Annotated in this window: 11 protein-coding genes; 5 read left to right on the plus strand and 6 right to left on the minus strand. The window is 66.3% G+C overall.

Annotated elements, in window-relative coordinates:
• Window positions 1–4: 4 nt before the first annotated feature.
• From HNP48_RS31085 to HNP48_RS31095, 3 genes are all read left to right on the plus strand, one after another.
• Window positions 5–3,160, plus strand: coding sequence for an efflux RND transporter permease subunit (locus HNP48_RS31085; RefSeq protein WP_184864706.1), 3,156 nt, complete (start codon window positions 5–7; stop codon window positions 3,158–3,160).
• Complete coding sequence (locus HNP48_RS31090) at window positions 3,153–4,589, plus strand: efflux transporter outer membrane subunit (RefSeq protein ID WP_184864708.1); 1,437 nt, start codon at window positions 3,153–3,155, stop codon at window positions 4,587–4,589. Before HNP48_RS31085 ends, HNP48_RS31090 begins: the two co-directional genes overlap by 8 nt.
• Before the next feature lie 154 nt (window positions 4,590–4,743).
• Window positions 4,744–5,304 (plus strand): cytochrome c5 family protein, encoded by a 561-nt coding sequence (locus HNP48_RS31095; protein WP_184864710.1) that lies wholly within the window; start codon window positions 4,744–4,746, stop codon window positions 5,302–5,304.
• A gap of 74 nt (window positions 5,305–5,378) precedes the next feature.
• Here HNP48_RS31095 and HNP48_RS31100 read toward each other — a convergent pair whose 3' ends face one another.
• Genes HNP48_RS31100 through HNP48_RS31110 form a run of 3 tightly spaced genes read right to left on the minus strand, consistent with a single transcriptional unit; the run spans window position 5,379 to window position 7,384 of the window.
• Window positions 5,379–5,906, minus strand: a complete 528-nt coding sequence (locus HNP48_RS31100; protein WP_184864712.1) for a DUF2946 family protein — start codon at window positions 5,904–5,906, stop codon at window positions 5,379–5,381.
• The gene (locus HNP48_RS31105) at window positions 5,899–6,921 is read right to left on the minus strand and encodes a YheT family hydrolase (RefSeq protein ID WP_184864714.1); all 1,023 of its coding nucleotides are present in this window, start codon (window positions 6,919–6,921) and stop codon (window positions 5,899–5,901) included. The genes HNP48_RS31100 and HNP48_RS31105 overlap by 8 nt, the downstream gene beginning before the upstream one ends.
• A 13-nt stretch (window positions 6,922–6,934) precedes the next feature.
• Window positions 6,935–7,384 (minus strand): nuclear transport factor 2 family protein, encoded by a 450-nt coding sequence (locus HNP48_RS31110; RefSeq protein ID WP_184864716.1) that lies wholly within the window; start codon window positions 7,382–7,384, stop codon window positions 6,935–6,937.
• A 383-nt stretch (window positions 7,385–7,767) separates the two neighbouring features.
• Between HNP48_RS31110 and HNP48_RS31115 the strand changes: the two genes are divergently transcribed.
• Both HNP48_RS31115 and HNP48_RS31120 read left to right on the plus strand, forming a co-directional pair.
• Window positions 7,768–8,061, plus strand: coding sequence for a DUF4148 domain-containing protein (locus tag HNP48_RS31115; RefSeq protein ID WP_184859606.1), 294 nt, complete (start codon window positions 7,768–7,770; stop codon window positions 8,059–8,061).
• A gap of 52 nt (window positions 8,062–8,113) precedes the next feature.
• Window positions 8,114–8,407, plus strand: a complete 294-nt coding sequence (locus HNP48_RS31120) for a DUF4148 domain-containing protein (protein ID WP_184864718.1) — start codon at window positions 8,114–8,116, stop codon at window positions 8,405–8,407.
• A 492-nt stretch (window positions 8,408–8,899) separates the two neighbouring features.
• Here HNP48_RS31120 and HNP48_RS31125 read toward each other — a convergent pair whose 3' ends face one another.
• The 3 genes from HNP48_RS31125 to atpG all read right to left on the minus strand — a co-directional run bounded on the left by HNP48_RS31125 (window position 8,900) and on the right by atpG (window position 11,704).
• Complete coding sequence (locus HNP48_RS31125; RefSeq protein ID WP_184864720.1) at window positions 8,900–9,316, minus strand: F0F1 ATP synthase subunit epsilon; 417 nt, start codon at window positions 9,314–9,316, stop codon at window positions 8,900–8,902.
• An 81-nt stretch (window positions 9,317–9,397) separates the two neighbouring features.
• Entirely contained in the window at window positions 9,398–10,804 is a 1,407-nt protein-coding gene (gene atpD, locus HNP48_RS31130; RefSeq protein WP_184864723.1) for a F0F1 ATP synthase subunit beta, read from the minus strand.
• 33 nt (window positions 10,805–10,837) lie between these two features.
• The gene (gene atpG / locus HNP48_RS31135; RefSeq protein WP_184864725.1) at window positions 10,838–11,704 is read right to left on the minus strand and encodes a F0F1 ATP synthase subunit gamma; all 867 of its coding nucleotides are present in this window, start codon (window positions 11,702–11,704) and stop codon (window positions 10,838–10,840) included.
• Between the last annotated feature and the right edge of the window lie 7 nt (window positions 11,705–11,711).

Here is an 11,711-nt window from a genome sequence, read left to right on the forward strand (position 1 = left end):
ATCCATGGCCAAGTTCTTTATCGACCGCCCGATCTTCGCGTGGGTGATCGCCCTGTTCATCATGGTGATGGGCGGCGTGGCGATCACGCAGCTGCCGATCGCGCAATACCCGCCGGTGGCGCCGCCCGCCATCGTCATCAATGCCGCCTACCCCGGCGCCTCGGCGCAGACGCTGGAGGACAGCGTGCTGTCCGTCATCGAACGCGAGATGAACGGCTCGCCCGGGCTGATCTACATGGAGTCGGTGGCCCAGGCCGATGGCTCGGGCAGCATCACGCTGAGCTTCCAGCCCGGCACCAACGCCGAGCTGGCGCAGGTGGATGTGCAGAACCGCCTCTCGCGCGCCTCGCCACGCCTGCCCTCGGCGGTGACGCAGCAGGGCGTGCGCGTGGACAAGTCGCGCTCCAACTTCCTGCTGTTCACGATGCTCTCGTCGACCAACCCGAAGATGGACACCGTGGCCCTGGGCGACTATGCCTCGCGCAACATCGTGCCCGAGCTGCAGCGCCTTCCCGGCATCGGCCAGGCCCAGTTGTTCGGTACCGAGCGCTCCATGCGCATCTGGATCGACCCGGCCAGGATGCAGAGTTTCAACCTCTCGGCCGCCGAGATCACGGCCGCCATCCGGGCGCAGAACGCCCAGGTGGCCAGCGGCACCATTGGTGACCTGCCCAACGTGGCCGGCCAGGGCATCGCCGCCACGGTGGTGGTCAACGGCCAGCTGTCCAGCGTCGAACAGTTCGGCAGCATTGTGCTGCGCGCCAACACCGACGGCTCCACCGTGCGCCTCAAGGACGTGGCGCGCGTGGAGCTCGGTGGCCAGGCCTATGCCACCTCGGCCCGCTTGAACGGCAAGCCCGCGGTCGGTATCGGCGTGCAGCTGTCGCCCAGCGGCAATGCGCTGGAAGCAGCCAAGGCCGTGCGCACCAAGATGGGCGAACTGGCCCGCTTCTTCCCGGAGGGCACGGAGTGGAGCATCCCCTACGACAGCTCGCGCTTCGTGGACATCTCCATCACCCAGGTGGCGATGACGCTGCTGGAAGCCGTGGTGCTGGTGTTCCTGGTGATGTTCCTGTTCCTGCAGAACTGGCGCTACACCATCATCCCCACCATCGTGGTGCCCATCGCCCTCCTGGGGACCATGGCCACGCTGCTGGCACTGGGCTTCTCGATCAACGTGCTGACCATGTTCGGCATGGTGCTGGTGATCGGTATCGTGGTGGACGACGCCATCGTGGTGGTGGAGAACGTCGAGCGCATCATGAGCGAGGAAGGCCTGCCACCACTGGAGGCCACGCGCAAGGCCATGCGCCAGATCTCGGGCGCCATCATCGGCGTGACCGTGGTGCTGATCTCGGTGTTCGTGCCGCTGGCCTTCTTCTCGGGCTCCACCGGCAACATCTTCCGCCAGTTCTCGGCGGTGATGGTGGCATCCATCGGCTTCTCGGCCTTCATGGCGCTGTCGCTCACGCCGGCCTTGTGCGCCACGCTGCTCAAGCCCGTGGAAGCCGGCCACCACCATGAAAAGACCGGCTTCTTCGGCTGGTTCAACCGCGGCTTCTCGCGCACGGCCAAGGGCTATGAAAGCATGGTCTCGCGCATGCTGCGCAAGGCGGCGCGCTACCTCATCATCTACGCGGCCATCATCGGCGCCGTGGCGGTGGTCTACATGCGCGTGCCCACCTCCTTCCTGCCCGGCGAAGACCAGGGCAACATCATCGTCAACGTGCAGTTGCCGCCCGGTGCGACGCAGGAACGCACACTGGCCGTGATGCAGCAGGTCGAGGAGTTCATCCTCAAGCAGCCCGAGGTGCAGAGCATGGTCGGCGTGCTGGGCTTCAGCTTCTCCGGCCAGGGCCAGAACGCCGCACTCGCCTTCGTGACCCTGAAGGATTGGAAGGAGCGCCACGCCCCCGGCCAGTCGGCCCAGGAGGTGGCAGGCCGCGCCTTTGGCGGGCTGATGGGCATCCGCGATGCCTTCATCTACCCGCTGAGCCCGCCGCCCATCCCCGAGCTGGGCAATGCCAGCGGCTTCTCGTTCCGCCTGCAGGACCGCAGCGGCGCCGGCCACGAGGCACTGATCAACGCGCGCAACCAGCTGCTGGGCATGGCATCGCAGAGCAAGGTGATCACCCAGGTGCGCCCCGACGGCCTGGAAGACGCGCCGCAGCTGCAGATCGACATCGACCGCGACAAGGCCAACGCCCTGGGCGTGCCCTTCGATGCGATCAACTCGGCCCTGTCCACCGCCCTGGGCTCGACCTATGTGAACGACTTCCCGAACCAGGGCCGTCTGCAGCGGGTGGTGGTGCAGGCCGACGCACCGGCGCGCATGCAGCCCGACGACCTGCTCAAGATCAACGCCAGCAACAATCTGGGCAAGCCGGTGCCGCTGTCGGCCTTTGCCAGCACGCGCTGGATCAAGGGCGCGCAGCAGACGGTGCGCTACAACGGCTACCCGGCCGTGCGCATCTCGGGCTCGCCCGCCCCGGGCATGAGCACCGGTGCCGCCATGGCCGAGATGGAAAAACTCGCCGCCCAGCTGCCACCGGGCTTCGGCTATGAGTGGACGGGCATGTCGCGCGAGGAAAAGCTCGCCGGCTCGCAGTCGCTGATCCTGTACAGCTTCGCCATCCTGGCGGTGTTCCTGTGCCTGGCCGCACTGTACGAGAGCTGGTCGATCCCGCTGGCCGTGATCCTGGTGGTGCCGCTCGGCGTGCTCGGTGTGCTGCTGGCCACCTTGCTGCGGGGGTATGCGAACGACGTCTACTTCCAGGTGGGGCTGATCACCATCATCGGCCTGTCGGCGAAGAACGCCATCCTGATCATCGAGTTCGCCAAGGACCTGCAGGCGCAGGGACGCGGTGTGATCGAGTCGGCGCTGGCCGCAGCCCACCTGCGTTTTCGCCCCATCGTGATGACCTCGCTGGCCTTCGGCCTGGGCGTGCTGCCGCTGGCCATTGCCTCGGGCGCGGGCTCGGCGAGCCAGCGCGCCATCGGCACCGGCGTGCTCGGCGGCATGGTCACCGGCACAGCGCTGGCCGTGTTCTTCGTGCCCGTGTTCTTCGTCGTGGTGCGCAGCCTGTTCAAGGGCAGCGCGCGCCAGCAGGAGATGAACCGCCGCCACGCAGAAGAAGCAGGAGTTGGAACCCATGACTGATAGCCGTACCCCCCTGCCCCTGGCGGTGGCCGCCGCCGCGGCGCTGCTGCTGTCGGGCTGCTCGATGATCCCCGCTTACGAGCGCCCCGCGGCGCCCGTGCCCGGCACCTTCCAGGCGGGCCCCTCGGCGCCCGCAGGGGCCGCTGCCGCGGCGCAGGTGCCGTGGAAGGACTACTTTGCCGACCCGCGCCTGCAGGCCCTGATCAGCGCCGCCCTGGCCAACAACCGCGACCTGCGCGTGGCCGCGCTCAACATCGAGCAGGCGCGCGCGCAGTTCCAGGTCCGCCGCGCGGACCAGTTCCCCAGCGTGGGCCTGGGCGCCAATGCCAGCCGGGGCCCTTCGGCGTCCAACGGCGACCTGACCAACTCGTTCAGCGTGGGCCTGGCCCTCTCGGCCTGGGAGATCGACTTCTTCGGCCGCATCGCCAGCCTGAAAGAACAGGCACTGGCCCAGTACCTGGCCAGCGAGGAGGGCCGCAATGCCGCCCAGGTCAGCCTGGTGGCCGCCGTGGCCAATGGCTGGCTGACGCTGCTGGCCGACGAGGAGCTGCTCAACCTGTCGCGCCGCACCCTCACCTCGCGCGAGGAATCGGTGCGCCTCACGCGCCTGCGCCTGGATGCCGGCGTGGCGTCGGAGCTCGACTTCCGCCAGGCCGAGTCGCTGACCCAGGCCGCGCGCGCGACCTTGGCGCAGCAGCAGCGCCAGCGCGCGCTGGACGAGAACGCCCTGGCCCTGCTGCTGGGGCAACCGGTGCCGACCGATGTCCTGACCAGCCTGGCGGGCGCATCCCTGGCCCAGGCACCGGCCATGGCTGCCCTGCCTGCGGGCCTGCCGTCGGAGCTGCTCACGCAACGTCCCGACATCCGCCAGGCCGAGCAGCAGCTGATCGCGGCCAATGCCAACATCGGTGCCGCGCGCGCCGCCTTCTTCCCGCGCATCTCGCTGACGGCGCAGGCCGGTACGGCCAGCGGTGAGCTCTCGGGCCTGTTCAAGAGCGGCTCCTGGGGTTTCACCATCGCCCCGTCGCTGCTGCTGCCGATCTTTGACGCCGGCCGCAACCAGGCCAACCTGGAGAGCTCGCAGGCCGCACGCGGCATCGCCGTGGCGCAGTACGAGAAGGCCATCCAGACGGCCTTCCGCGAGGTGTCCGACGCGCTGGCCGGCCAGTCCACCCTGGCCGAACAGGCCGAGGCCCAGCGCCGCCAGGCCGAGGCCGAAGAGGCCCGCCTGCGCCTGGCCGACCTGCGCTACCGCAACGGCGTGTCCAGCTACCTGGACCTGCTGGACGCCGAGCGCTCGCTGTTCACCACCCAGCAGGGTGTGGTGCAGGTGCGACTGGCCCAGCTGCAAAACCAGGTGGTGCTGTACAAGGCCCTGGGCGGTGGTGGCACGGCCGAACCCGCAGCCCCGGCGGCCGCGGGATCCTGAAGGCTGGCGGGCGGCCACGGCACGTGGTGCGCAGCCCGCAAGGCACTGTCGGCCTTTCGGCACACGCGTCGCCACAGGTGCAGGGGCTGGGGGCACCGGCAGATATAATTGAAGGTTGATTGCATCAAAGCCCCACGATAAACCCGAGGAAGTCATGAGCGACACCCACCACGAAGAAGCCCATACCGGCCCGATCAAGAACCCCAAGCAGTTGCTGGTCGCGGTACTTGCCTCGTTTGTGATTCCGATCTTCGCCATCATCGGCCTCGTCCTCTACGTGACCTCGGCCGACAAGCCGGGTGCCGGTGCAGTCGATAGCCAGAAGGCCACCGCGGCCCGCATCCAGAAGGTGGGCGTGGTCGAAGTGCGTGACGCCAACCGCCCCCTGGCCAATGGCGAAGCCGTTTACAAGGCCCAGTGTGCCGCCTGCCATGCGGCCGGCGCCGCAGGCGCTCCGAAGTTTGGTGACGCCGCAGCCTGGTCGGCCCGCATCAAGACCGGCTTTGAAACGCTGGTCCAGTCGGCCCTCAAGGGCAAGGGCGCCATGGCACCCCAGGGTGGCGGCGACTTCAGCGACACCGAGATCGCGCGTGCCGTGGCCTTCATGGCCAATGCCGGTGGTGCCAAGTTCGATGAACCCGCAGCGCCTGCGGCGGCAGCCTCCGCAGCAGCCGACGGTGCAGCCGCAGCGCCTGCATCGGGCGCTTCGCAGTAAGCACACGCTACCCCAGCAAAAAGCCGACCCCATGAGGTCGGCTTTTTTGTGCCTTGCCTGGGGCGCCAGGCCGATCAGGCCCTGTGCTGCGCAGCAGGGCTGGTGACGAACCCATGGCGTGCCGGCAGGTCCTCGGCCCGCACCTCCAGCGGCGTCCAGCGCCCCTGCTCCACCGCCTCGGCCGCCAGGCCCACATCCAGCGTGTGCACCAGGCCCACACCCAGGGGCGTCACCAGGTAGACCCGGCCCTGTGCATCCAGCAGGCATTCGTCCACGGTGGTGGACTGTCCGGTGTGCGAGGTCACGGCCCCATCGGCCGACAGGCGCCAGACCAGCGGCGTGGCTTCGAGCTCCACGTACACGCGCTGCGGTCCGTTCTGGAAGAACCACTGCCCCGCCCCATCCGCCTCGTAGTTGCGGTGGATGAAGTCGATCAGCTTCTCGTGCTGCAGCAACGAGCCCTTGGCCTGTGGAAACGGACCGGCGGCCTGCGTCCGGTCATCGCGCATGTACCAACGCCCGCGCGCATCCAGGCCCAGCCAGCCGTAGCAGTCGGGCACATTGGGCCATTTGGCCAGGGCCTGCTTGACGATGTCATCCATGCCCCGATTGTGCCCCCGCTTCGCGGCCTTGCGTGTCAGCCTGCGCCGCGAGCCAGGCGCCCACGGCATCGGGCATGGCCCGCACATGGCCCGGCAGACGTCCCTTGGCAAAACCCACATGGCCGCCATGCGCCGGCTGCCACAGGGTGACGCAACGCCCCACCTCGTGCACGCCGGGCAGGCTGCTGGCCGGAACAAAGGGATCGTTGCGTGCGTTCACCACCAGCGCAGGGATGCGGATGCGGTGCAGCAGCGGCTTGGCCGACGCCCGCGACCAGTAGTCTTCGGTGTTGCGAAAGCCGTGCACCGGCGCGGTGAAGACATTGTCGAAGGCGTACAGATCGCGCGCCGCCAGCAGGGCCTGGCGGTCGAACAGGCCCGGGTGCTGGGCCAGCTTCTGCAAAGCCTTGGGCACCAGGGTGCGCATGAACATGCGCGTGTAGACCTGCCGGTTGAAGCCCCGCCCGATGGCGTGGCCGCCGGCGGCCAGGTCGATCGGAGAGCACACCGCCGCCACCGCGTCCACGCAACGGCCTGCGTCTTCGCCCACCTCCGCGGCCCAGCGCAGCAGTGCATTGCCCCCCAGGGAGACGCCGGCCGCCATTACAGGCCCCTGGTGAGCGGCACGCAGGCGCTGCAGCATCCAGCCGATCTCGGCATGGTCCCCCGAGTGGTAGGCGCGCGGCGCGCGGTTGATCTCACCGCTGCAGCCGCGGAAATGCGGCAGCGCACAGGCCCAGCCGCGCTCGCGCGCGAGGTCGGCAAAAGCCTCGCTGTAGTGGCTGCGCGAAGAGCCTTCGAGGCCATGGAACACCACCAGCAGCGGCCGCTCAATGCCATGCGCCACCCCGTCGTCGTCGAGGAAGTCCACATCCACGAAATCGCCATCGGGGGTGTCCCAGCGCTCGCGCCGGTAGGGCGGCGGCTGGGCACCGAACACGCGGCGCGAGTACAACGCAGGCCAGATGGTCTGCAATTGCCCGCCGGGCAGCCATCGCGGCGCTACATACTGCATGGCGCGGGCCCCATCAATGCAGTACTGGCTGCTGCGCCTGCATGGCCTGCACATCCTCCGCCACCCCCGCGCTGGCGTGGTGCACGACCAGGCGCCAGCCCTGCGGCGTCTTGTGGTACACGTTGGTGGCGATCACGATGGCCCGGTGCATGCCGTCGGGCAACATCACCTCGACATGCTCGGCCACGCTGTGCACGGCGCTGGTCAGCGCCTGCACGCGGCGCACCTGGCTCGGACGGGCACGCACCGTGCCATTGGCAAACATGGCCTCGAACGCCGTGCGGATGGCGGGGGCCCCCACGAGCCGCGGGCCACCCGGGTGCACGCAGATGATGTCCTCCTCATCGGCCCAGCACGACATCAGCAGTTCGAGATCACCCCGCTGGAGTGCATCGTAGAAGGCGGTTTCGGTCTCGTCCGAAGAGCCGCCCAAGGTGGCAGCAATGGGTCGTGCGCGGGGCATGGGCAAGAAGGGGTGGTGGGCAGTGCGCCTATTGTGCGCGGTCCGCCGGGCTTGTGGTCCCACCCGGACACGGCGTACGCGCGGGCGCGGACACGCCGCTTTTCCATTGTTCCGTTTGTGGCCACGGGTTTTTCTCTACCCATCCGCTCATGGCCCCTGGCTTGCGGAGTGAGTCACGGGTAAACCCGCAAAAGTTCCCAGAGCATTGTTTCCAATACTGGAACAGTTAGTTCGCGACCAGATGGTTTTTCTTTGATCACATGGGGCGTACAGTTCAACCCATCGATGAGCCGAACCCGCAAGGCGACTCACCGAACCCGGTTCAGGAATGGTTTCTGTCCCGGTTTTATTGAGACGCTTCTTTTTCTACCAAGGATTTCATCATGAACACGACCGCCCGTTTCCTCTCCATCGCCGCTGTGGCTGCTTTCGCTTCTTTCGGCGCCCACGCTGACGAAGCCGACGCTTCGCAATTCGCCACCAAGTTCGAAACCAACCGCACCCGCGCTGAAGTGGCCGCCGAAGCCGCCACCGTCGCCCAGACGCGCAGCCTGGAACCCGCTGGTTCCCGCGTGGTGACCTACAAGTCGACCGCTGACCGCGCTGCCGTGCGTGCCCAGGCTGCTGACGCTGTGCGCACCGGCCAGATTTCTTCCGGCGAGATTGGCGCTCTGTAATCAGCGCCCCGAACGGACCCCAGACCAACCCCATTCAAGAATCGAGATCACCATGAACAAGACCGCTCGCATCCTCTCCATCGCCGCTGTGGCTGCTTTCTCCGCTTTCGGTGCCCACGCTGACGAAGCCGATGCCTCGCAGTTCGCCCTGAAGTTCGACACGAACCGCACCCGTGCCGAAGTGGCTGCCGAAGCTGCTACGGTTGCCCAGACCCGCAGCATCGAGCCTGCTGGTTCGCGCGTCGTGACCTACAAGTCCACGGCCGACCGCGCTGCCGTGCGTGCAGCGGCTGCCGAAGCCGTGCGCACCGGCCAGATCCCTTCGGGCGAGATCAGCGCCCTGTAATCCACAGGCGTACCAGGCTGCAGACCGCACTGCAGCCTCCATGCAAAAAGCCAGGGCCCCTTGCGGGGCTCTGGCTTTTTGCATGTCCGGGAAGTGGGTAGTACCGCCGCCACGTCCGTCAGCCGCCATGGTGCAAGCGGCAGCACTGGACACAGGTTGCAGCCATCTCCATTGCGCCCATTCACCGCCGCTCGTTGCAAAGTGGCCACCAACTTCAACAGCTCGGTACTGCAGGATCTCTGCACAGGGAAGCAGCCGCCCCTGGAACCTGGCCGACCCCATGGAGCAGCGGCCACGCCCGGCGCCAGCGGCATTGCAGGCGCTTCGCCCTGCTTCGGCAGGCCGCAGCATGCACCTTCCGAACCCCAAGCTCGCCGCGGCGCACAGGCATAAAAAAACCCGGCCGAGGCCGGGTTTTCAGGCCAGATCCGCGAGGACCTGGAGGGCTTGCTTACTTGTTTTCGCTTCTTACTTGCTTGCTCGCTTGCTTGCTTACTTCTTCTGGCGGTACTTGCGCAGGGCGGCGATCTGGGCCGCCATGACGGCCAGCTCGGACTGGGCCTTGGCCAGGTCGATCTCGCTCTTGGCGTTCTTCAGCGCTTCCTCGGCAGATGCCTTGGCAGCGTTGGCCTTCTCGTCGTCCAGGTCCTTGCCGCGGATGGCGGTATCGGACAGCACGGTCACGCAGTTGGGCTGCACTTCCAGAATGCCACCGGCCACGAAGACGAACTCTTCGCCACCGTTGGCCATCTCGATGCGCACCGAGCCGGGCTTGATGCGCGTGATCAGCGGGGTGTGGCGGGGATAGATGCCCAGCTCGCCCGCCTCGCCGGGCAGCGCGACAAAGCGTGCTTCACCGGAGAAGATGGACTCTTCGGCACTGACCACATCGACGTGGATGGTGTTCATCATTGCTCCTCGAAAAAGGGGGATGGGTTGCGCGATTGCGGGGGACGGCTGGGCGGCACAGGCCGCTCAGCCACCGGGCAATCAGGCCACCTTCTTGGCCTTTTCGAAGGCTTCGTCGATGGTGCCGACCATGTAGAACGCTTGTTCTGGCAGGTGGTCGCACTCGCCGTTCACGATCATCTTGAAACCACGGATGGTTTCGGCCAGAGGCACGTACTTGCCTGGCGAGCCCGTGAACACTTCGGCCACGTGGAAAGGCTGCGACAGGAAACGCTGGATCTTGCGCGCGCGGGCCACGGCCAGCTTGTCTTCAGGAGCCAGTTCGTCCATGCCCAGAATGGCGATGATGTCGCGCAGTTCCTTGTAGCGCTGCAGCGTGCCTTGCACCGCACGGGCCGTGGCGTAGTGGTCTTCGCCCACGACGTTGGGGTCCAGCTGGCGGCTGGTGGAGTCCAGGGGATCCACGGCAGGGTAGATACCCAGCGAAGCGATGTCACGCGACAGCACCACGGTAGAGTCCAAGTGGGCGAAGGTCGTGGCAGGCGAAGGGTCGGTCAAGTCATCGGCTGGCACGTATACGGCCTGGATGGAGGTGATCGAACCGACCTTGGTCGAGGTGATACGCTCTTGCAGACGGCCCATTTCCTCGGCCAGCGTAGGCTGGTAGCCCACGGCGGAAGGCATACGGCCCAGCAGAGCGGACACTTCGGTACCGGCCAGCGTGTAGCGGTAGATGTTGTCCACGAAGAACAGCACGTCACGGCCTTCGTCACGGAAGGATTCGGCGATCGTCAGGCCGGTCAGCGCCACGCGCAGACGGTTGCCTGGTGGCTCGTTCATCTGGCCGTAGACCATGGCGACCTTGGACTCTTCGAGCTTCTCGAGGTTCACCACGCCGGAATCGGCCATTTCGTGGTAGAAGTCGTTCCCTTCGCGGGTACGCTCGCCCACACCAGCGAACACCGACAGACCCGAGTGGGCCTTGGCGATGTTGTTGATGAGTTCCATCATGTTCACGGTCTTGCCCACGCCGGCGCCACCGAACAGACCCACCTTGCCGCCCTTGGCGAACGGGCACACCAGGTCGATCACCTTGATGCCCGTTTCCAGCAGCTCTTGCGAAGGCGACAGTTCGTCGTACGCAGGGGCCTTGCGGTGAATGGATGCCGTCAGTTCCTGGCTCACGGGACCGCGCTCGTCGATGGGCGCGCCCAGCACGTCCATGATGCGGCCCAGCGTTGCCTTGCCCACGGGCACGGTGATGGCGTTGCCGGTGTTGGTCACCATGATGCCGCGGCGCAGGCCGTCGGACGAACCCAGGGCAATGGTACGCACCACGCCGTCGCCCAGCTGCTGCTGCACTTCCAGCGTCAGCGTCGTGCCTTCGAGCTTCAGGGCGTCGTAAACCTTGGGCATCTGGTCGCGCGGGAACTCAACGTCCACCACAGCGCCGATACATTGAACAATCTTGCCTTGCACTTGAGCCATTTTTCGCTCCAATATAGATGTTGGTTGAGCTGCTTACACAGCAGCGGCGCCAGCCACGATCTCGGACAGTTCCTTCGTGATCGCTGCCTGGCGCGTCTTGTTGTAGACCAGCTTCAACTCGCCAATGACGCTGCCGGCGTTGTCGGTGGCGGCCTTCATGGCCACCATGCGTGCCGACTGCTCGGACGCCATGTTTTCCGCAACGGCCTGGTAGATCAGGGATTCGACATAGCGGACCAGCAGATCATCGATCACGGTCTGGGCATCGGGTTCGTAGATGTAGTCCCAGCCATGCTCGGTCTTGTCGGCCTGCAGTTGCTCGGACGACAGCGGGAGCAGCTGCTCCACCACCGATTCCTGGCGCATGGTGTTGATGAACTTGGTGTAGCTCAGGTACACCGCGTTGATCTTGCCTTCCGCATACGCGTCGAGCAGCACCTTGACCGGGCCGATCAGCTTGTCCAGATGGGGCGTGTCGCCCAGACCCGTCACGTGCGAAACCACCTTGGCACCGACACGGTTCAGGAAACCCAGGCCCTTGTTGCCAATCGCCACGGCTTCCGTCGACACGCCAGCGGTCTGCAGTTCACGCAACTTGGTCGTCACGGCACGCAACACGTTGGTGTTCATGCCGCCGCACAGGCCCTTGTCCGTCGTCACCACGATCACGCCCGCCACCTTGGCATCGTTCACCTTCATGAACGGATGCACGTATTCCGGGTTGGCGTGGCCGAGGTTGGCTGCAATGTTGCGGATCTTCTCGCTGTAGGGACGGGCAGCGCGCATCCGGTCCTGCGCCTTGCGCATTTTGGATGCAGCCACCATCTCCATGGCCTTGGTGATCTTCTTGGTGTTTTCCACCGATTTGATCTTGCCGCGTATTTCCTTGCCTGCTGCCATGATGGCT

The sequence above is a fragment of the Acidovorax soli genome (assembly GCF_014207955.1).
Taxonomy (GTDB): Bacteria; Pseudomonadota; Gammaproteobacteria; order Burkholderiales; family Burkholderiaceae_C; genus Acidovorax; species Acidovorax soli_A.

Bases quoted from the DNA above. Each gene is read 5' to 3' on its own strand.
- HNP48_RS31085 (WP_184864706.1), top strand. From the start codon at position 5: ATGGCCAAGTTCTTTATCGACCGCCCGATCTTCGCGTGGGTGATCGCC.
- HNP48_RS31090 (WP_184864708.1), top strand. From the start codon at position 3,153: ATGACTGATAGCCGTACCCCCCTGCCCCTGGCGGTGGCCGCCGCCGCG.
- HNP48_RS31095 (WP_184864710.1), top strand. From the start codon at position 4,744: ATGAGCGACACCCACCACGAAGAAGCCCATACCGGCCCGATCAAGAAC.
- HNP48_RS31100 (WP_184864712.1), bottom strand. From the start codon at position 5,906: ATGGATGACATCGTCAAGCAGGCCCTGGCCAAATGGCCCAATGTGCCC.
- HNP48_RS31105 (WP_184864714.1), bottom strand. From the start codon at position 6,921: ATGCAGTATGTAGCGCCGCGATGGCTGCCCGGCGGGCAATTGCAGACC.
- HNP48_RS31110 (WP_184864716.1), bottom strand. From the start codon at position 7,384: ATGCCCCGCGCACGACCCATTGCTGCCACCTTGGGCGGCTCTTCGGAC.
- HNP48_RS31115 (WP_184859606.1), top strand. From the start codon at position 7,768: ATGAACACGACCGCCCGTTTCCTCTCCATCGCCGCTGTGGCTGCTTTC.
- HNP48_RS31120 (WP_184864718.1), top strand. From the start codon at position 8,114: ATGAACAAGACCGCTCGCATCCTCTCCATCGCCGCTGTGGCTGCTTTC.
- HNP48_RS31125 (WP_184864720.1), bottom strand. From the start codon at position 9,316: ATGAACACCATCCACGTCGATGTGGTCAGTGCCGAAGAGTCCATCTTC.
- atpD (WP_184864723.1), bottom strand. From the start codon at position 10,804: ATGGCTCAAGTGCAAGGCAAGATTGTTCAATGTATCGGCGCTGTGGTG.
- atpG (WP_184864725.1), bottom strand. From the start codon at position 11,704: ATGGCAGCAGGCAAGGAAATACGCGGCAAGATCAAATCGGTGGAAAAC.